Annotated in this window: 17 protein-coding genes; 12 read left to right on the top strand and 5 right to left on the bottom strand. The window is 46.8% G+C overall.

Annotated elements, in window-relative coordinates; genetic code table 11:
• Window positions 1–43: 43 nt before the first annotated feature.
• On the bottom strand, window positions 44–274 hold the full coding sequence (locus NG792_RS26035) for a hypothetical protein (RefSeq protein ID WP_261237344.1): 231 nt from the start codon (window positions 272–274) through the stop codon (window positions 44–46).
• An 806-nt stretch (window positions 275–1080) separates the two neighbouring features.
• Between NG792_RS26035 and NG792_RS26030 the strand changes: the two genes are divergently transcribed.
• Window positions 1081–1542, top strand: coding sequence for a response regulator (locus tag NG792_RS26030; RefSeq protein WP_261197922.1), 462 nt, complete (start codon window positions 1081–1083; stop codon window positions 1540–1542).
• A 240-nt stretch (window positions 1543–1782) separates the two neighbouring features.
• On the opposite strand, the gene NG792_RS26025 is transcribed toward NG792_RS26030, so the two are convergent.
• On the bottom strand, window positions 1783–2205 hold the full coding sequence (locus NG792_RS26025) for a DUF309 domain-containing protein (protein WP_261197921.1): 423 nt from the start codon (window positions 2203–2205) through the stop codon (window positions 1783–1785).
• Window positions 2206–2729: 524 nt separating this feature from the next.
• On the opposite strand from NG792_RS26025, the gene NG792_RS26020 reads away from it, so the two are divergent.
• The 4 genes from NG792_RS26020 (at window position 2730) to thrB (ending at window position 6995) form a co-directional block, all read left to right on the top strand.
• Window positions 2730–3161, top strand: a complete 432-nt coding sequence (locus tag NG792_RS26020; RefSeq protein ID WP_261197920.1) for a DUF29 domain-containing protein — start codon at window positions 2730–2732, stop codon at window positions 3159–3161.
• A gap of 481 nt (window positions 3162–3642) precedes the next feature.
• The gene (locus NG792_RS26015) at window positions 3643–4548 is read left to right on the top strand and encodes a pentapeptide repeat-containing protein (protein ID WP_261237343.1); all 906 of its coding nucleotides are present in this window, start codon (window positions 3643–3645) and stop codon (window positions 4546–4548) included.
• A 277-nt stretch (window positions 4549–4825) separates the two neighbouring features.
• Window positions 4826–5614 (top strand): hypothetical protein, encoded by a 789-nt coding sequence (locus NG792_RS26010; protein ID WP_261237342.1) that lies wholly within the window; start codon window positions 4826–4828, stop codon window positions 5612–5614.
• Between the two features lie 373 nt (window positions 5615–5987).
• Window positions 5988–6995 carry a homoserine kinase gene (thrB, locus tag NG792_RS26005; protein ID WP_261237341.1) on the top strand — a complete coding sequence of 336 codons (1008 nt, stop codon included), beginning with the start codon at window positions 5988–5990 and terminating at the stop codon, window positions 6993–6995.
• A gap of 73 nt (window positions 6996–7068) precedes the next feature.
• Here thrB and metX read toward each other — a convergent pair whose 3' ends face one another.
• The 3 genes from metX to NG792_RS25990 form a co-directional block, all read right to left on the bottom strand.
• Window positions 7069–8178 (bottom strand): homoserine O-acetyltransferase MetX, encoded by a 1110-nt coding sequence (gene metX, locus NG792_RS26000; RefSeq protein WP_261197915.1) that lies wholly within the window; start codon window positions 8176–8178, stop codon window positions 7069–7071.
• Window positions 8179–8546: 368 nt separating this feature from the next.
• The gene (locus NG792_RS25995; RefSeq protein ID WP_261197914.1) at window positions 8547–9851 is read right to left on the bottom strand and encodes an O-acetylhomoserine aminocarboxypropyltransferase/cysteine synthase family protein; all 1305 of its coding nucleotides are present in this window, start codon (window positions 9849–9851) and stop codon (window positions 8547–8549) included.
• A 480-nt stretch (window positions 9852–10331) separates the two neighbouring features.
• Window positions 10332–10547: a hypothetical protein gene (locus NG792_RS25990; RefSeq protein WP_261197913.1), complete on the bottom strand. Its 216-nt coding sequence runs from the start codon at window positions 10545–10547 to the stop codon at window positions 10332–10334.
• Between the two features lie 327 nt (window positions 10548–10874).
• Here NG792_RS25990 and NG792_RS25985 point away from each other — a divergent pair, with 327 nt between their 5' ends.
• The 7 genes from NG792_RS25985 (at window position 10875) to NG792_RS25955 (ending at window position 20692) form a co-directional block, all read left to right on the top strand.
• Complete coding sequence (locus NG792_RS25985; RefSeq protein WP_261237340.1) at window positions 10875–12503, top strand: NAD(P)H-quinone oxidoreductase subunit 4; 1629 nt, start codon at window positions 10875–10877, stop codon at window positions 12501–12503.
• 906 nt (window positions 12504–13409) lie between these two features.
• The gene (locus tag NG792_RS25980; protein WP_261237339.1) at window positions 13410–14903 is read left to right on the top strand and encodes a GumC family protein; all 1494 of its coding nucleotides are present in this window, start codon (window positions 13410–13412) and stop codon (window positions 14901–14903) included.
• Window positions 14900–16198 carry an O-antigen ligase domain-containing protein gene (locus NG792_RS25975; RefSeq protein ID WP_261197910.1) on the top strand — a complete coding sequence of 433 codons (1299 nt, stop codon included), beginning with the start codon at window positions 14900–14902 and terminating at the stop codon, window positions 16196–16198. The genes NG792_RS25980 and NG792_RS25975 overlap by 4 nt, the downstream gene beginning before the upstream one ends.
• On the top strand, window positions 16164–17156 hold the full coding sequence (locus tag NG792_RS25970) for a glycosyltransferase family 4 protein (RefSeq protein WP_261237338.1): 993 nt from the start codon (window positions 16164–16166) through the stop codon (window positions 17154–17156). Before NG792_RS25975 ends, NG792_RS25970 begins: the two co-directional genes overlap by 35 nt.
• Before the next feature lie 307 nt (window positions 17157–17463).
• Window positions 17464–18318 carry a phosphotransferase family protein gene (locus NG792_RS25965; protein WP_261237337.1) on the top strand — a complete coding sequence of 285 codons (855 nt, stop codon included), beginning with the start codon at window positions 17464–17466 and terminating at the stop codon, window positions 18316–18318.
• A complete protein-coding gene (locus NG792_RS25960; RefSeq protein WP_261197907.1) occupies window positions 18293–19555 on the top strand; it encodes a lipopolysaccharide biosynthesis protein in 1263 nt (420 codons plus the stop codon). Before NG792_RS25965 ends, NG792_RS25960 begins: the two co-directional genes overlap by 26 nt.
• A gap of 117 nt (window positions 19556–19672) precedes the next feature.
• Complete coding sequence (locus tag NG792_RS25955) at window positions 19673–20692, top strand: glycosyltransferase family 2 protein (RefSeq protein ID WP_261237336.1); 1020 nt, start codon at window positions 19673–19675, stop codon at window positions 20690–20692.
• The last annotated feature ends 7 nt before the right edge of the window (window positions 20693–20699 follow it).

Here is a 20699-nt window from a genome sequence, read left to right as displayed (position 1 = left end):
AAGTCACTCAACAAGATATTCGCAATTGGTTTGCTCATTGTTGCTACTGTACCTCATGAGTCCGGGAACCGCTATAACGCCTGCGTTCCGCTTCGAGTTGGGTGCGAGATTCAACCAGTTGTTCCTGCTGCTCAGCTAGTTGTTCTAAGGCAACGAGCAATTCTTCCGAAGCGGTCCCGAGTTCTTTAAAGGCGATCGGCAGTAAGTCACCGTTGGACTGTATAGCCGAATGTTCAGAACTCCGGTGATATAGGCGTTCAATCCGCTGATTCATCGCCTTGACATATTGGGTAAATAAATCAAGTTTAAAAATGCCTTCCTCCTAATCAATCTTCTCAATTGGGTATTAGTTAGTGGGGTTACTGGAGTTCACGCCTGACTTTCTAGTTCTCCTATTTGAGGTAGTGAAAAATTAATTGATGATGGAAAAATCATATCATATTTAGTAGGACTGTGCACTCTTTGTATTTTTTTTTTCGCGGTGGAGATGCATGGATTCAATTTTTTGTTCTTCAGCACGCTCAGGGTTCTGGTTTTCCTCAAAGGCGAGCGCCCCAGGGCCCAAAACCCGGGATTTCCCCCCAACCCAGTCTCCAGAAAATCTAGGACCCTTCCCCTGAGCAGGGTATGGGGACAAACTTCATCAGCCACAAGGGTTTCGGATTTTTCTGTAGCCCGTGATACTAAAAAATATCCCAATAATTCTATCTAGGGATAGAGGCTAAACTCTAGGCGAAGTTGTAATATCTGCGGATAATTAAATATTTTACGAAATAAATTTGGCTCTTGGCTGAAGAACGCCCCCTCAAAATAGGGAACTTTTCCCCGGGGTTTAGAGTCAGTATAGCAATCCGTAAAATTTGATTAATAAAGTAAGACTTATTTTAAAATAGAGGGCTACTTTAAATGATATAAACCCGGTAATTTTATAATTTTTTTGGCCATTATAGACCCCCTTAGATATCACCTTGGTTAATCTTTAGAGACAAAAGAGTGCCCTGGGAAACGAATTTGCCTTCATCGCGACTAGGAAGTCTATCTAACCGACAGAAACAATAAATATATCCAGAGAAAGAACTTATGAATCGAGTAGCCACCCGTAAAAAAATCTTAGTTGTTGAAGATAATCTAGCTTATGCCAATATCTTAAAAGTAACTTTTCAACACTCACCTTTGTGGGCAGAAGCGGAAATAAAGCTCCTCCAGGATGGGAAGGAAGCTATCGATTACCTATTGGAGAATTCCGCCAATTCAGGCGATCGCCAGGAGTCAGGCCAGTTACCCGATTTGATTCTTTCCGATATCAATATGCCCCATTTGTCCGGGTTAGAATTACTGGCTTGGATTCGACAAACTGCTCATTTGAAACACTTACCAGTTATCCTAATGAGTAGCTCTATTGAGCCACTAGAGCTAGAAATTATTAAATGCTTAAGGGCGAATTATTATTTTATTAAGCCCTTAACCATTTCCGAACTATTAAACAACCTGAATCAGACCATCGAGCAAATTCAAACCCCGGAAGCTCACCTTGTAGAATAATCTTTAATCATTAATCGGCCCAGAGAGAGACTTGAAAGTCAACCCGGTCTCTCTTTTCTTTATACCCCCCAAAAAGATCCATTTTGAGGGGATTTTCTATTGAGGGTTTAATAATACCTTTAAGAAGAAGAAATTAGAAAATAAGCGGGGAGCTTTAGGGTATTTTATTCATCCTAATAAGCCATCATTACATATTTATAACTGACCTCCAGTTTAGACAGGCAACCGCTCAACGGCAAACTAGACAAATTTCCCAATTTGAGGGACTTTCAATGGGACTATTCCATCGCTTCCTTCGAGGCGATCGACGGTAAATAACTGTTGGGCAAACTCCGCCACATTCTCAGGACCCGACTCCTGCAAACCCTGTAAAATTTCTTGACTTTCCGTAATTAATTTTTCCACATCTATACTATAATATTCAGGGGAATAATATCCTAATCGACTCATTCCTTCTCCCAATAAAATCGCGGCACCTCGCCAGTTCAAATTTCCCAGATGATAAAGGGATACGGCAATCTGTAAAACCCCTTGATAAAATTTCTTGTCGGGTTCTACTGCATCCATCCATAAGGCTTCTAAGGTGTCGTGGCAGGCATAATAATCTTGAGCATTAAACTCATCTATAGCCTGCCAAAATTCTTCAGGAATCCTCTGTGTCATGGTATTTAATTCTATAAATTGAACCCTGATTCAAGGCGCTCCAAGCTATAGGCTGTGGCCGAAGGGAGCGGCTATTGTTGTATGTTATCCGATCTGGCGATCGCTGCACAAGCCTTCCCACAGCAGGAACCCCCCCTCCCAAAAGCCGGTCCCCCATGAAACTTTCCCCGATATGATTTTGGCTCTTGCTCTGCTAAACTTTCTCTGAGATGGCTGGATGGGTATAAATAGTAGAGCCAATGCTATAGTTTTGCACAGGAATATCCTAATCCAGACAAAAGCGATGCGATCGCCCTTTCACCCAACGGCCCTAGAAACCATTCATCGCTTTTAGGAGAATCTCCTCAATATTTAAGAGACTTTTCCGATTCACAAGGGAAAGAATCTGCAATGCCACTTTTAAAAGAACCCCAAATTTTAGTTTGGCACTCTAAGCTTACCGAGGTCTAAATTTTCAGAATTTTGTCTAATGTAGTTGCCTCTATTCATCTCATACAAAACCCTAAACGGAAGCCTGATAAATTATGGAAGAACTGTTAGAACTCAAAGAAAAACTAATCCAAGGCGATATTAAAGGCTCTTTAGAAATTGTTGAAGAATTGGCAGAAATGGGACGCAAAGACATCATCAAGACAATTCGGAGCTATGCAGTAATTTTACTGCTCCATCTGATTAAGCAGCAAGTAGAACATCGCTCCACTCGGTCTTGGGAGGTGTCGATTCGCAATTCAGTTCGGGAAATTCAACGGGAAAACAAGCGGCGGAAAGCTGGGGGGTATTACTTGAGTCGTGAAGAGTTAAGTGAAACGGTAGAAGAAGCCTATATTAATGCGATGGATGAAGCGTCCCTAGAAGTGGAAGAAGGGCGTTACGAGGTTGGGGAGTTAGAAGAGAAAGTAAATCGAGCAGAAATTATCGATCGCGCCTTGGGTTTAATTACAGCCGAATCAGAATAAGGGGGCAAATCTACTGGCTTTTTCTGTAAAGGACTGCTGGGAATCTAGTGAATTTAGGGATAGGGATCAAAATTAGCCCCAATTCCAACCCCAAAATACCTCCTGGGTCGATGAGTTGAGGATCACAGCATCGAGTTTCGCCTTTCATGGAGTAAGCACTTGTACTCGGAGTTAGGGAAATACGGCCTAGAGAGGGACACGACTTGGACTGCACTACGACCCGACCTGAGTGCAAGCACGAGACACCAAATTCTTAAAACAAAACTTATTACGCTCTGGCCTTCTTTAAGGGTACAATGACAATATGAATAAATTATTTTATTTTCTGGGCAGTCATCCATTTATGGCTTAAGGCAGAAGAGGTCGGAGCGTTAAATTTTTATATAATTCTGCTGATCCTAGCCAACCCTAAACGACGTCCTAATACCAAAATCTTGAGAGAGCCGAGCTTTTCACAAAAATCGAGGGAGCAATGAATCGGATGAACGTTAGCGAACTACTTGAACGGTATGAAATGGGTCAAAGAGACTTTGCTGGGGTGGATCTCAGTGGAGCCGATCTCAGCCGAGCCAACCTCATTGGCATAAATCTCAGTCACGCAGTGCTGCGGGGAACGAATTTGAGTCGAGCAAATCTGACTAAAGCTGACTTGAGTAAGGCGGCGTTGCAATGGGCAAATTTGAGCTATGCAAAGATGGAAAACGCTAAATTGATGGATGCAGATCTGACTAAAGCAGCGCTTTCCGGTGCAGTCTTAGTTAAAGCCAAATTACCTAGAGCGAAACTCAGCGCGGCGAACCTGAATAGCACAAACCTCCGCAGCGCTAATCTGCGGAGTGCAAATTTGGCAGGAGCCAATATGGAATGGGTAAATCTGCGAGCGGCTAATCTCACGGGTGCCAACCTCAGTTGGGCGATCCTGAATTGTGCCCGACTCAGCGGTGCCATGCTCTATGGTGCGAATTTAAATGGGATTACCTTTGAGGGGGCCTATTTAAACGGGGTGGACCTCAATGGGGTCAATCTTAATGGTATTAATCTCAAGCAAGCCAAATTGAGTAACTCTAATTTAGAGGGTGCGAACCTGATTGCTGCTAATCTGGCTTATGCCACCCTGCGATCGGCGAGTTTAATGGGGGCAGACCTCAGTGGAGCCAATTTAACCGGAGCCTCTCTCCAGAAAGCTAACTTAAATTGGGCCTCTTTAAATCGGGCGGAATTGGTGGAAGCGGATCTGAGTAATGCCACGTTGGTGGGAACGAATGTCGAGGGGGCGAATTTTGCCGATGCGGTTTTACCGGAACTGACCAGGCGCTATTTTTATTTAACCACAGGCGGCAGTTCGAGCTATGAATCCGAGCGAGTCGTGAGCGCTCCAATGAGTTAACTTTTATTTGTTTAAGGAGCAAACGCGGGTGATGAGGGCCCTTGCTCCTACCTGCTCCAGCCACCGATAGCAGTTCCCCGGTTGTAGCGAGCTAACCCACAGAACTAGAGTCCCCCCCGATCGCCAAAATAGGAGCGATGCCTTACGGGTTATCCCCCGCATGAGAGGGATAACTCTGGGGAGGGTTGTTCAGAGATTTTTGAGATCGCCCGAATAAATGCGATAAAATCCTTGAACAATGAAAAACTCATAACTACCTGCGATTTACCCAATGGGGATGCAACGCTCGCTCTTTCTTCTTGGACTCTGCCTGGTTGTGGCTTTGGGGGCAGTATGGGGTTGGGTGGTAGTCGGACTCGACTCCGTAACCTGGAAACTCGGGTTATTGATACCGGCTGGATTAGTCTTGTTTTGGCCGATCGCCCAGCATATTGCCAACAGTTCATTACTCTCCCTGGGAACTAGACGGGAATGCGTTATCGAATTTACCCTAAAGTTCCTCGCTAAAACTATCATGGGAGTCAGTGCAGTAACTGGGGTGGGAGCCTTTCTACTCGCCGGGTTTTGGGCCATTGCTAGGCGTGGGGCTACTGCCAAAGAAACGGCCCTGTTCGGGGTCCAGTCGTTCGCGGTTACCCTCGGTGCTGTGCTCGTGGCGATCGCCTGTCATTATCTCTTTCGCTTCCTCCTCAAAAAGTTAGGGGCAGTCCAACTTGATATTCTCTACTTAGCCGGGGCTGGGGCTACAGTTTTAGCCTGGGGTGGAATCATCGCCGCTCACACCTGGATAGGCGTCTTAGAGGAACCCGCGCTCTCCCAGAGAATCGCTAATTCTGCCTGGATGGCGGTGGTGGGAGTTGGCTATGCCTGGGTGCAAATTCTAGGGGCTACCCCCAACGAGAAAAAAGTCGTCGTTCCTGATGCCTTGATCACAGCTTTCGTGGTAATCTGTGGGGCCGTTTTATTTTGGGCCATCGGAAAAGCATCCTTTCCCGTGGCGATGGGGTTATTGGCTTGGGTGGGCGCGATCGTCTTGGATAAAGAACAGAAAAAGCGAAAATTTTAGATGAGTCATTCCCCTTAAATGTAAAGATAAGAAATTGCAGATCCTCATCCTCTCAGGCGCGGAACTTTGATTTTTATTTCCTTAGACCTCGGGCAAAATTCCTCTAAAGTGACCCCCACCCAGCCTCCCGTGATCCGGGCGGGAGTTAGATTTTGTAAGACTTTTATTCAAAAAACCACCACCGAGGTCGTCGGTATAGGATTAGAGTCACGGGACAAGAAACCCGGTTGCTGAGCTAAAGCATCTTGCTTGCTTTGTAGACATTTGGTCAATAAACCCGGTTTGTCTTCCGGCGACTGACCATCCGGAACTGACGCCCCAGAAAATTTTTATTTTTTCTCGACTGAAGAAACGTACTCCCTTAAAACCTTTGATGTCTTCTACCCACTCCACCGTTACCGTTACCGTTCCGGCCACCACTGCTAACCTCGGGCCTGGTTTTGACTGTTTTGGGGCTGCATTAACCCTGTACAATCACTTTAAGTTTTCGGCGATCGCCCTCAATCCATCCACACCGGATCAAAAAACGCTTCAGATTTTCGTCAAGGGATTAGAAGCCGATCGCGTGATTGCTGATGAGACCAATCTGGTCTATAAAGCCTTTGCTAAATTCTACGCCCATCTCGGCCAATCCCCACCCCCGGTAGAAATCGAGATAGAACTGGGAATTCCCCTAGCGCGAGGACTGGGAAGTTCCGCAACGGCGATCGCCGGTGGATTGATGGGGGCCAATCACCTCGCCGGAAAACCCCTGACTCTATTGCAACTGGTAGATCTGGCGATCGACATGGAAAAGCATCCCGATAACGTCGTTCCCGCCTTACTCGGGGGATGTCGTTTGGCGGCATCCATCCCGGAAGAACTAGCAAGCGATCGCCCCGGGTGGGAAATCTGTGACGTTCCCTGGCATTCAGAAATTATCCCAGTAGTGGCGATTCCCGACTTTGAATTGTCCACCGAAACCGCGCGCCAGGTCCTGCCAACCCACTACACTCGGGCAGATGCAATTTACAATACCGCCCATTTGGGGTTACTTCTGCGGGGATTAGCCACCAACAATGGTCAATGGTTGCGGGTTGCCATGAGCGATCGCCTCCATCAGCCCTATCGCAAAGGTTTGATCCCCGGTTATGATGTGGTTCATGCAGCGGCTTTAAATGCGGGAGCCTATGGATTGACCATTAGTGGTGCAGGTCCAACCCTGTTAGCGTTATCTTCCCCAGGACAGTCGGCAGATGTGGCCACGGCAATGGTGGAAGCATGGCAGAAAGCCGGAATCCAGTCCCAGGCGCAATCGGTGCAAATTGATCAGCGAGGGTCGGTGAGTGTGGAAGCGAAATCTCCCCTTAAACAACCCGCTAACTTTTCCACACCCGGGTAAGGGGCTTACAAGAGTAAGTTTTTTACGTTCAGCTACTCTTGTAAGCGGGTAAGTCCTAATTACCCCGTTATGGCTAATTATCCACGCGCCAAATTCGGGAGAGATGAGAGCGATCGCGATTGGCGGCATTCCAGTCCAGGGACTGGCGGAAATTCACCACCATTGCATTCAAGTCTTCCATATCAATTAAAAACGCATCGTGCCCGTGGGGAGAGTTCAACCACCCCAGTTGAGCATTCGGAATCAACTGCGCTAACTTCTCCTGTTCCACCGGAGGATAAAGCACATCAGAATCGATCGCCACTACGAGCGTCGGTTGCTGGATACTGGCGAGGACCGAATCATAATCCCCAATTCCGCGAGACACATCGTGACTATCCATCGCGTAAGTCAGGGTAATGTAACTATTCGCATCAAAGCGATTCACCAGTTTTTGACCTTGATGGTGGAGATAGTTAACGATTTCCCAATTGCCATCGGCACCTTTGTTGCGCCCAAATTTTTGCTCTAAACTGGCCCAACTGCGATAAGAACACATCGCCATCATGCGTGCAGCGGACAATCCGGCGGCGGGGGGTTGTTCAATGGTGTAATAGCCACCGCGCCAGTAGGGGTCAGCATAAATGGCTTGGCGCTGGGCTTCGCTGAGTCCAATACACCAGGAGGAATGTCTACCCGAGGCGGCAAAGGTGGCGATCGCCTCCACTTTTTCCGGATACATCACCCCCCATTCCAGGACCTGCATCCCGCCTAATGACCCCCCGATCACCAGCTTCACTTTTGCAACTTCCAACTCATCCAGCAAAGCCGCCTGGACTCGCACCATATCCCGAATCGTAATCCGAGGGAAATCGGGACCGTAGGGACATCCGGTTTCGGGATTGACCGACGTGGGTCCGGTCGTGCCGTAACAACTGCCCAGGACGTTGCTGCAAATAATAAAATCTTTTTCCGTATCCAGGGCTTTTCCGGGACCAAACAAAGGGTCCCACCACTGATCCGCATCCGCCCATCCGGTTAAGGCATGGCAGATAACCACCGCGTTATTTCGTTCTGGGTTGAGCTTCCCCCAGGTGCGATAGGCAACTTGAACCCCGATCAAAACCTGTCCGGATTCTAGGATAACGGGTTGTTTAAGCTCACAAAACTGGGTTTCAGGGGAAATATATCGGGTCTCATTCATAATGTTTCATCTCTAGCGATCGCAGAGTGGGTCCGTGAACAATCGGCTCAGAAACGCTGCTCGCGTCATATAACCGTTAGCGTCGGGTATTCGCTGACGGTTTGTTGCTACATTGTACCCCTTGCCCGTCACCGAGTCCCCTCAATTTTTATTGTTTCTATTGTAATCCAATCTCGTTCTAGCTTTTGTTTCTTAGGTCAAGAATTGATCATCCCTGGAGGATGAGTAGGAGCAAAGCCGACTCCAAAGGCCCAGTGCTCTGAATGAAGGGTCGGGGGGTAGAGGTGCGAACACAGAGGCGATCGCCTCTGTGACGCAGCATCCTGGGATTAACCGAATCGCCTCTCACCCAGGGACCGGGTTAATTCCTAAGCTTTTTTAAAAGCTTGGTCGAAATCGGCCTTGATATCCTCAATATGTTCAATTCCCACAGAAACCCGAACCATATCCGGGGTTACCCCAGAGGATTTTTGTTCCTCTTCACTCAATTGTTGGTGAGTCGTCGAGGCGGGATGAATCACCAGAGTTTTTGCATCGCCGACATTAGCTAAATGGCTGGCTAACTTCACATTGTTGATAAATTCGCGGCCCGCTTCCATGCCGCCTTTAATCCCAAAATTGACCACACAGCCAAACCCATTGGTCAGGTATTTTTTAGCTAACTTGTGATAGGGATTATCCTTGAGTCCTGAATATTTAACCCATTCTACCTTGGGATGCTTGGAGAGCCATTTTGCTAACTCCATCGCATTATCAGCATGACGCTGAACTCGTAGCGAGAGGGTTTCTAACCCCTGTAAAAGCAAGAAAGCATTAAATGGACTCATGGCTGGTCCAAAATCACGTAATCCTTCTACCCGGGCGCGAATGATAAAGGCAATATTTCCAAAAGGACTCTTGGGCCCAAAGGTTTCATAGAAATTCATGCCATGATAACCGGGAGAGGGTTCAGTAAAGATGGGGAATTTGCCATTTCCCCAATCAAATTTACCCGAATCTACAATCACGCCACCAATGGATGTCCCATGACCGCCAATCCATTTTGTTGCCGATTCCGTAATGATATCTGCACCATGTTCCAAGGGTTTGCACAAGTAACCCCCACAACCAAAGGTATTATCTACAATTAAGGGAATTCCATGTTCATGGGCGATATCCGCAATGGCAGAAAAATCAGGAATATTGCATTTAGGATTCCCGATACTTTCTAAATAAATAGCTTTAGTTTTGTCATCGATCGCCTTTCGGAAATCTTCTGGATTATCTCCATCGACAAATTTAACGTTAATGCCTAAACGGGGCAGAGCTACTTTAAATTGATTGTAGGTTCCGCCATAGACAAAACTGGTGGAAACAATGTTATCTCCCGCTTCACAAATCGTGGCGATCGCCAAAAATTGGGCCGCTTGACCACTGGACGTTGCTAAGGCAGCCACCCCCCCTTCCAAAGCAGCAATCCGCTTCTCAAACGCATCGGTGGTCGGGTTCATAATTCGGGTATAAATATTCCCGAATTCTTTTAAGGCAAACAAATTGGCGCCGTGATCAGCGTCATTGAAGACATAAGAAGTGGTTTGGTAAATTGGAACAGCACGGGCATTTGTCCCTGGGGCTGGTTCCTGTCCGGCATGAACTTGTAGGGTCTCAAAGCGGTAGTTCGGCGTTTCAGTCATAAACTTGAAAAGTTCCTCGAATTTCTGGGGATTCTGGCTGATTGGATATACAATTCATCTCGCGCTAGAGAGTCATCCTTGACAAGGATTTTACCCTTCCCAAACCAGCTCAAAACAATGTTACGCAATTATAGGGCTATTTTTTTCGGCTCAGGTGATAATTTTAAAAAACTTAATAAAATCTAAAGGTCCAAGACTCGATAAACAAGCGAGTCTGACCGGGTTTTGGAGGGAATTTTTTAATAACAGAAAGTGCTTCTGAGCTGGCAGGAAACCGGGCAGGGAAATTAACAGACACCTGACCTTGGGAGACCAGCCCCATCAGTGGACCCTCGGCGGTACTGGGTACTGGGTACTTTGGTACTGGGTACTGGGTACTGGAGGGACTTCAATTCAGGAATCAACGGGGGCGAGTGTCGAGTTCTATGCCGTTGTCCTAGATTGAATAGATCCCGGAAGCAGAGGGGGGCCTAGGAGAGCTTAGCGGACGATGGAGAGTTCATCCACCACTTGCACCCGTCCCCGGCACAGAGAACGGAGTAGGCGATCGAGACTGAAGCGGTCCTCGTCGCTGAGGGATTCATCTAAAATTGCTGCCATCAGTCCATAGCGATCGGCTTTGGTGATGCAGTGGGTATCTCGGACCGTGGCGAGTAGTTCAGGAATGGCACCGGGGAGCAAGTTGAGGGAAAACATAAGCGTGGTGTTGAACTCGACATCTTTATATCTTTATCATCCCGTGTTTTCTCGCGATCGTCCGTGATTCTACCGAAACCCCCTCCGTGATTCTAACCAGGTTTGGATGTGATCTCACCGGAGTAGGAGTGGTGATGGCGATCGCCACGAAGGAATCCAGCAAATTCCAGGGGCCTTAATCCCCCAACAGGGACTTAAATGTTCATCATGATAAGCATTTATGCTGGCTTATCGGTCAGATTGATGATTTTTACTTAACAACCCTTTTCAAAACTTTATATAGCTTCATAAACTAAAAGAGTAGGCAATAAGTATTTATTACCATCTATGTTAACCATAGACTTTCCCTGGCTAACCACTATAATTTTTTTCCCGCTCCTAGCGGCCTTAGTCATCCCCGTACTCCCCGATCAAGAGGGTAAAACCATTCGCCTCTACAGCCTAGGCATCGGCTTGATTGAACTCGCCCTCACCCTAGTCGCCTTTTGGCAGAACTACGACCTGCACAACCCCGAATTGCAGCTTGTGGAAACCTACCCCTGGGTCCCCCAACTCGGGCTAAACTGGACCCTAGCCGTTGATGGCATTTCCATGCCCCTAATTGTCTTAACCGCCTTAGTCACCACCCTCGCCATTGCCGCAGGATGGAACGTCACCAAAAAGCCCCGGTTATTTTACGCCCTGATGTTGGTCTTGTACAGCGCCCAAATTGGCGTCTTTGCCGCTGGGGATATGCTGCTGTTCTTCCTGATGTGGGAAATCGAACTCGTCCCGGTTTACCTGCTCATTTCGATATGGGGTGGCGAAAAACGCCTCTACGCCGCGACTAAATTCATTTTATATACTGCATTAGCTTCTATCTTTATTCTGGTCGCAGCCTTAGCAATGGCATTCTACGGCGATACCATCACCTTTAATATGGCCGAACTCAGTGCCAGACATTATCCCATTGCCCTAGAATTGCTGCTTTATGCCGGGTTATTCATCGCCTTTGGCGTCAAACTGCCCATTTTCCCCCTCCATACCTGGCTCCCCGACGCTCACGGAGAAGCCTCCGCCCCAGTTTCCATGATTTTGGCCGGGGTCTTGCTGAAAATGGGCGGCTATGCCTTAATTCGCATGAACCTGGAAATGCTTCCCAATGCCCACCTCTACTTTGCCCCGGTTCTGGCAATCCTAGGCGTCGTGAATATTGTCTATGGTGCATTGAGTGCTTTTGGGCAAGATCACCTCAAACGGCGTTTAGCCTATTCTTCGATTTCCCACATGGGGTTTGTGTTGATTGGGATTGCTTCCTTAACGGAACTGGGAATCAGCGGTGCTGTTTTGCAAATGCTCTCCCACGGATTGATTGCTGCCGCTTTATTCTTCCTGGCTGGGGTCACCTATGATCGCACTCATACCCTGGCAATGGCAAAAATGGGCGGTTTGGCGAAGTTGATGCCCAAAGTGTTTGCCCTGTTTACTGCCGGTGCGATGGCATCCTTGGCGTTACCGGGGATGAGTGGATTTGTGAGTGAGTTGACTGTGTTTTTGGGACTTTCCACCAGTTACGCCTACAGCACAACGTTTAAAGTTGTGGTGATTGGGTTAGCGGCAGTCGGTTTAATTGTGACGCCGATTTATTTGCTCTCCATGCTGCGCCAGGTGTTTTATGGCAAAGTTGAGCCGATGATGAATGTCGAGGCGTGGGAGTTTATGGATGCGAAACCTCGGGAGATTGCGATCGCCGCTTGTCTGTTGTTGCCAATTATCGGAATTGGGTTATATCCCAAAGTGGCAACTCAAACCTATGATGTGAAAACCACGGAAGTGGCAGCAGAGGTTCGTAATGCCCTGCCGATCTTTGCCCAGCAGCAAGATCGCTTGTTCTCTGGTGGGTTTTTCGCCCCCAGTATCCCCCGTGTCGATGCTCAAGCTTTATTTAGCATTACCGATATCGGTAAGGGCGCTTAAGTGATTCCGGGGCATGAACTACCATGCCCCAGAATTCCGGGATTCGCCCCAATCCGGCGAGGGTGAATTCCGGTTTTTAAAGCCTTTCAGGACTTTGGGAAATCCCCAAATTAAACTTTATATATATAGAAAATGTTTACAGACTGGTGTATTACCCCGCTTGGTTCCCAAACCCTCAAGGATTGCGGGTAGGGATTAGATAAAAGGGAAAAAAAACTAGCTTTCTGGCTTTAATGAGTGGCTTATTATTAAAGATTGTGTAAAGAGAAGGGGTTTCTAACCTCAAAGCATTTGTTAAAATTAGCCCGCGTAAGCGGGCTTTGTTTTAGGTGATTCCAGCCTTCCCGGCTGCGGGATTTCCGATAAAGCAGCCTGAATGAAGGACTGTGGGAACGATTGTAACTCTCTGGGTACAACTTGACCGGATAAAGTCGGGCGATTTTTCCCCTGAACTGTAGATGACAGGGAAGCGGTTTTATGCTAATTCTTTCCTAGATTGTCCGTAAATCTTCATTTTCAGCGTGGCAATTGGCGATCCGAAGTTTTTTTTAGAAATAATCACCTCCAAACTTCAGCCCAATGGCAGATGAGAGCTTTGCAACGGATCGATGAAAATTATAAGGAAGCGGTAGAGAACTCCGAGAGTCGAAAGCGGACCTAAAATGGACTGTCCAGTGTGAGGGCAAATCCTAAACAGAACGCTTAGAGATGCGGAGACTTTCTATCGGGTCGAACTTTAGTAGACTGGCGTGACTCCGAAAGGGGGTGGGATAGCCTAACCCACTAACCTCTTAAGTATCGGAAGACCTGCCGCCTTTACCACTGTGCGATCGCACTAATTTTTTTGGTGTGAGTTTAGCCACAGCCCCCCGTGAGTCTCGCTGCTGATAGGAAGAGGATAAATGTATGAATGATGCTGTAAAAATCTTTTCTCATTATAATAGCAAGTCAGGCTCTGTGTCTAGGACAAGACGGTGGCCTATTTACTTATTTTTAGGAATTACAAGCAATCTGTTGGTTTGGGGGCTGGCGATCGCCTACATCACCCTCAAAGCCCCAAGCTATACCACCAAATGGTCTATCACCCTACCGAGTACGGGTTCTACCAGTCGCGTAGACTTACCGGGCATTGGGATTGCTTCCTCCCAAACCGATTCCCCCTACCGATATGATTCGCACCATGATCCTCGGGAAAATTACAAATACATTGCCGGAAGCGATGAGGTTAGAACCCGGGCAGCCCAACTGCTCAATCTCGACCTGAAAGCCTTCAATAAACCCAAGATCGAGATTATCGGCAACTCCACCCTGATGGAGTTTGAAATTGTCGGAGATAGTCCCAAACGGGCTCAACAAAAGGCAGGCGCCCTCCACCAAGCCTTTGAACTTCAGTTAGAAAAACTCAGGCAAGAAGAACTCACGGATCAAGACCGCAACTTACAAATGTTGCTCAGTCAATCTCAGCAAAACTTAGAACGGTCCCAGGCGAGATTATCCGAATATCAAGTAAGCTCCAGTATTATCTCTTCCGAGCAACTGGTTGACCTCTCAAAAACCATTGAAGCCTTACGGAAGCAAAAAGCTGAAGTGGATGCCCTGAACCAGCAAAGTAATGCCCGACTGGTCCAAATTACTCAAAACTTAGAACTCTCCCCAGCAAAAGCCAACGATGCCTTTGCCTTACAGTCTGATGCTTTGTTTCAAGACACTTTATTGAAATACCAAACGGCCAGGGGTGAGTTAACCACCTTGACCTCGGTTTATACTCCGCGCCATCCCGTGGTTTTGGCTAAACAACAGGAAATTGATCAAGCCCGAGAGCAATTAACTCAACGGAGTCAGCAAATTGTAGGGCGACCCTTTGACCCGGAAGTCTGGGAACAAACAAACTTAGGAAGTGGCGACAATGCCTCGACGCGGGAAGTCTTATTTCAAGAGTTGATTACATTTCAGACAGAAAACGTGGGCTTAGAAGCACAATCGCAAGAGTTAGGGCGGCAGATTGAGAGCTTAGAAAATCGATTAAAAACCTTATCGGTGCAGGGGTCAGAACTGGAAAATTTACGGCGAGACGTTCAAATCGCCGAAGCGGTGTTTTCTTCCACATTAACCCAGCTCGATATCAGTAAGTCTAACATTTTTGCCAGCTATCCGCGCATTCAAATGTTGACACCACCCGCCTTGCCGCAAGAACCCAGTTCTCCTAAAAAAGTCTTAGCCTTGCTGGGTGCAGGCATGAGTTCAGTCTTTTTTACCGCTGGATTTTTCCTGCTATGGATGCGGGATGTCAAAAATCAACGGCGGAAACAGACTGCAATATTAGAGCCTAAACCCCAACCGATTCCCGTTAACTCGGCGTACCCTCAGCAAAATTCGTCAACCGCAGTTTCTAAGCGATGAAGCCAGAAAACCTACCTGAAAAGTTAGTTTGGTATTACATCATCGGCACTTATATCATCTATTTTATGGGTGCTCAGTATGTATTTGCCCCTCTTTTAGCTTATGTGCTGCTGTTTTATGTCCTCAAAAAATGGTGGAACCAAACTGAGGAAACACCCCTAGAAGAACGGGTCAGGTTTACTCCCTCCAACTGGCTGTGGATTGTGGCTATGTTCATCATGCACATCGCGTTAGTCATGGGTCATATAGACTTTGGAATGGGATTACCGCAAATCATTCGCTCTACGGTGAATGGATGGCTCCGAAGCTGGGCGCTTTTGGCCCTTTTTCCCCTCGCAGCTCATTTGGATATTCGCCCAAAGTTGATTTATCGAGCCATTGCGATTCTGTGTGTTCAAAGTTTGATTTTGATACCCTTCGGCTATCTTTTTAGCATGGCGGGTCTTCCGAGCAAGCTCTATGTTTCTCCTTTACAAGCCTTTGGAGGGAGTTCCTTATACAACGTTAACTTGCTGTATCAATATGATGCCGAAGGGGGTCAAGCGCGAATGTTTTTATTCGCACCTTGGGCACCTGCCTTAGGCATGATTGGCAATATGTACTTTGGAATCGTCCAGCAAGAGGAACACAAAAAATGGCGGTGGTGGGGCATGGTGGGGGCAGCAGCAATGGCCGTTACATCGGTTTCTCGGCTAGGAATTATTTCCTTACCCTTGATTCCGGTAGGAGTGTGGGCATTGACCAATTTTTTAAGACCTTGGGTAATCTTTGCTTCAGGTTTTGCCAGTTTAGGCTTAGGGCTATTTGCACCGGCCTTGATCGAGTTTCTCAATGCTGTCAAAAATCAATTTACTCAAGCCCGCGCTAGTTCTTCCCACGTTCGAGATGTACTCAATGATATGGCGGTTTATCGGTGGAGAACGGATGCTCCAATCTGGGGACATGGCATTCTTCAACCGAAAGGGCCAGGAGTGGTGGCAGAGATGCCCGTTGGGTCTCACCATACTTGGTTTGGGGTGTTGTTTCTCCACGGAGTTGTGGGGTTTTTTGCCCTGGTTATTCCCCTGATTTGGACCTTCATAGAAATGCTGATGAAAGCCCAGCATTCTCAAACCGCCAAGGTCACATTACATTTTATGATTGCTCTGTTTCTATTTGCCTTTGCAGAAAATATTCAGGGCTTGGCTTACCTCTATTGGCCCTCTTTAATTCTCATGGGAATGGCCTTTAAAGAAAAATTAATCGTTTGGAGCGACAGTGATGAAAAAGAAACGTATCTTATTTCTGATCTCTGATAAAAAGATGGGCGGGGTCATGACAATGGTGGAGAGTTTGACGGGTTCTTATCTCTCCAAACAGTTTGACTTTAAAACGGTTTGCTTAGATGCCCACGAAGCCATCAACGAACGGGTGACCCCCGATGTGGTGGTGATTAATAAAGCCTGTACCTGGAAGAGAATTCCGAATTTACTGTGGTTATATCTGCGAAAAAGAAAAACTCAAGTGGTGATTATCGAGCATCACTATACGGAGGGATTTGAAACGCATCAAGTTCCTGAGAAAAAGCGCTTCCGGCTGATGCTAAAAATTTCCTACTCTTTAGCCGATCGCGTGGTAGCGGTTTCAGAAGCTCAAGCCGATTGGATGTTTAAAAACAACCTAGTTGAGGGGGATAAACTGTATCAAATTAATCCAGCGGTCAAACTGAAGGAATTTCTGGAAGTGTCCGATCGCCAGCCCCACAAAGAAATTCACTTAGCCGCTTATGGTCGATTCTGCCAACAAAAAGGATTTGACATCTTGCTAGAGGCCATGAAGTTAATTCCCCAACATACGGTTAATTTATATTTAGGAGGAGATGGCCCGGATAAAGAAGACCTCAAAGAACGCGCCCTCGGCTTAACCAATGTCAAATTTTGTGGGGCGATCGATGATGTTCCCCAGTTTTTAGAAGGATGTGATGCGGTGGTCATTTCATCGCGTTGGGAACCCTTTGGTTTAGTCTGTATGGAAGCCAAAGCCGCAGGAAAGCCCGTGATTGCCTCGGATATTGATGGGTTACGAGAACAAGTGCGCGATTGTGGGATTTTGGTTCCCCCAGAAGAGCCGGTTAAATTGGCGGAAGCGATCGCCTCCTTGGGCGAAAGTGACCTCTTGACTTGGGGTCAAAACGGGCGCAACTCGGTCAAAGATGCCCGGGACCAATTTTTAACTCAATGGGAAAACTTACTGGTGGAATTAACACAAACCTAAAACTTCGGTCATTTTTTTAAGTCGGAACAAAATTTACCAACCCAATCTCAATCAATCACTTACAGAAAGGAAGATATTAATGAAAAAGTCCATGCGCTGGGATCGTTTTTTTACGAGGGGAACACCTGTTATCGCCTTGCCGGATTGGAATACTCCTCGGCTTTTTGTCCCGGCTAAAAATTTTTCGCAGCGATGGAAAGGAAGCTCCTTGTGTCCTCCTCCCTCGGTTAATTCCGATGGGATTGCCTTGCCTCCAAAGTTGAGGCGACTCTTGTATCGAATTCGGGTGGCTTTAGGGCCTTCGCCAATGATAATTGCCAACCGAAAAAAGTCGGGATCAATCGATATTAAGGGGTTTGTCCGGGAGGTTTTACCGGAATTTAGTTGGGCTGTGTTTTCCGTGGGTGTTCCTGGGAAAGCGCAGAAAATTACCGCTCAACTTTGGAATGATCGCAATCAAGTGATTGGCTATCTGAAATACTCATCCAAACCCATCGCCTGCGATCGCATCGCCCGAGAATATGCCGTTCTCTCTCAACTCAATGTCCAACCTAGACCCTTAAAATTTGGTCCGTTGAGTAAGGGAACCGCGCTTTTAATCGAACCCATTCAGGGAAAACATATCGGTGGTGGAACGCTTCCCCCAGAACCGGCGATTCTCACCCTTCTCGATCAGTATGCGATCGCCAAACCTGTTCCCCTGGATGAGCATCCTTGGGTCCAAACCTTCCAACAAACTGCCGAACCCTTCGCCGTGAAGTGGTTAGAGGCCCTGGACCGTCGCCCCTGGCCGATTGTCGCCCTACATGGGGATTTTTCGCCCTGGAACCTGTTGCGATCGCCAGATGGCAAGATTTTTGCCATTGACTGGGAATATGGGGTCCCCGAAGGGTTTCCCTACCTCGATCTCGCGTATTACATCCTGCAAGTTGCCTATTGGTGCTTGCACTATACTCCCACGCAAGCTTGGGAGTATGCAGTGGAGTTTCTCTCTAGCCGTTCGGGGCCCAACCTCACATTAGCGGAGGCAAAGGCGATCGTGCGATTGAGTGCCTATCAGGGCTATCAATTTATGCTCGAAGATGGACATTCTCTCGAAGAAAAACCTCAATATTGGCGCTCTAAGGTGTGGGAACATGAACTTTGCAACATTTCAAACTAAAGTTAAAAAGAAACTCAGTAACAAATTTGTTCAAAATATTGGCTGGCTAACCGGGGCCGAATTTGCCATCCGGATTGTCCGGTTATTGACTACTGTAGTCTTAGCCCGGTTTTTAACCCAATACGATTATGGATTGGCCGCCATTGTCTTAACCACTTATGAATTTACCCATGTCTTTACCGATATCGGTATTGGGGCCAAACTGATTCAAGCAGAACCGGAAGAACTCGAAGACTTATGCCGAAATGCCTATTGGATGAGTTGGGTTCTCTATAGCGGCTTATTTCTCGCTCAGGCCCTTGTCGCTTTTCCCATTGCCTGGTTTTATAGCGATACCAATCTGATTTTCCCCATCGCCGTTTTAGGCGGGGTCTTTTTAATCACCCCCCTAGGCGTCGTGCAAGCGATCTTACTTCGTCGAGAAAATCGCCTAGAAATTCAAGCCCTCAATCATACCGCTGTCCAGGGAACCAGTAACTTGTTATCCCTCGTTTTTGCGGTATTAGGGTGGGGAATCTGGGCCATTGTCATTCCGAAAATTATGGTCACACCCTTGTGGGCTTATATCTACCTCCGCAACCATTCCTGGCGTCCCAAAGGAGGATTTAGGAGCGATAAATGGAAAGAAATTTTTGGGTTTGGTAAAAATGTTTTAGGCATTGAACTGTTAAAGACCTTGAGAACTAATCTGGATTATATCCTCGTGGGTCGATTTTTAGGGATTACCGAGTTAGGAATCTACTTCTTTGCCTTTAATGCTGGATTGGGCATTAGTCTGAGCATCATTAAATCGATTAACGCTGCCCTATTACCTCATTTATGCGCTCTGCGACAAGACTGGGCCAAAATGAAGCAGCAGTTCTATAAGAGCTTAAAGGTAATTGGGGCTTTAATCATTCCCTTAGCCCTCTTACAATCAACAATGGCCCCGTTGTATGTGCCGATTGTGTTTGGAGAAAAATGGATTGGAGCCATTCCGGTTTTAATGATTATCTGTCTCTCGGCTATCCCTCGCCCCTTTGGTGATGCTGCTTCTCAATTAATGGTAGCAATTGGCCGACCGGATATTGATTTTAAGTGGAATATTATCTTTACCACCATCTTTACCATCAGTCTGTTTATCGGCCTCAAATGGCAAGTGATTGGGTTAGCATTAACTGTGTTACTTGTTCATGCGATCGCCTTACCTGGCTATACGATTTGGGCAAGTCGGTATGCCTTTAACCGTAAGCACTAATCATTCTGTGGGGAAACTTTTATCAAAGTTTCTCCCTGGCAGTCGCCCTCTTTTGTATCCAATTTTAAAAAACCAGCGCTTTCATTGATTCTTTTAGTAAATTCTGGGGTTAAAGCTATGAAATTAATTTCTGTCATCGTTCCTGTATATAACCTAGAACAGTATATTGTGGAGACCATCCAGTCTGTGTTGGCCCAAACTTACAAACATTTTGAACTGATTGTAATTGATGATGGATCCACTGACAAAACCCCTGAAATTTGTGAAGAATTTCAGGAACCAAAATTAAAATTAATTCGTCAGAGAAATAAAGGGGCCAATGCGGCCAGAAATGCAGGAGTTCGTGCAGCTAAAGGGGACTATATCGCCTTTCTCGATGGGGATGATCTCTGGTTTCCTGAAAAATTAGCCAAGCATATTGAGCATTTAGAGCAGTCCCCCGAAGTCGGCATTAGCTATAGTCAATCCGCTTTTATTGATGAAGCAGGCAACCCAATGGGACTTTATCAAATGCCTAAACTCACTGACATTACGGTTAGAGATGTACTCTGTCGTAATCCCATTAGTAATGGCTCCTGTGCCGTCCTTCGCCAAGAGGTGTTTGAAGGCATTAAATTCCAAGATGACCTCTATGGAACTGCGGAAGATTTCTACTGGGATGAGCGATTACAAGGCTCGCAAGACCTCGATTGCTGGTTTAGAATTGCCCTCAAAACTGATTGGAAAATGGAAGGAATTCCGGAAATTTTAACCTTGTATCGGGTGAATTCTCACGGGCTCTCGGCCAACTTATTAAAAAAACAAGAGTCCTGGGAACAGGTTATGGAGAAAACTCGGGAGTATGCACCGGATGAGGTCGCTCAATGGGAAAATCCCGCGCGCGCTTATCACTTGCGATATCTAGCGCGTCGTGCGGTGACGTTACGCGATGGAATGACTGCCTTAAAATTGTGCCGTCAAGCGATCGCCACTCACCCCCAAATGGTGCTAGAAGAACCGAAACGCACGGGAGTCACCCTAGTGGCTGCTACCATCCTTTCGGTCCTTCCTACCCCGATTTATCAACAACTCGAAGATCTGGGAATGAAAGTAGGGGGATGGTTCCAAAAACGTCAAATTTTCCAGTATAAAACTTAAGCTCCCT

The organism is Laspinema olomoucense D3b (assembly GCF_025370785.1).
Classification (GTDB): domain Bacteria; phylum Cyanobacteriota; class Cyanobacteriia; order Cyanobacteriales; family Laspinemataceae; genus Laspinema; species Laspinema olomoucense.
The sequence above is the reverse complement of the archived record's forward strand: the minus strand, read 5'-3'. Positions and strand labels throughout refer to the sequence as shown.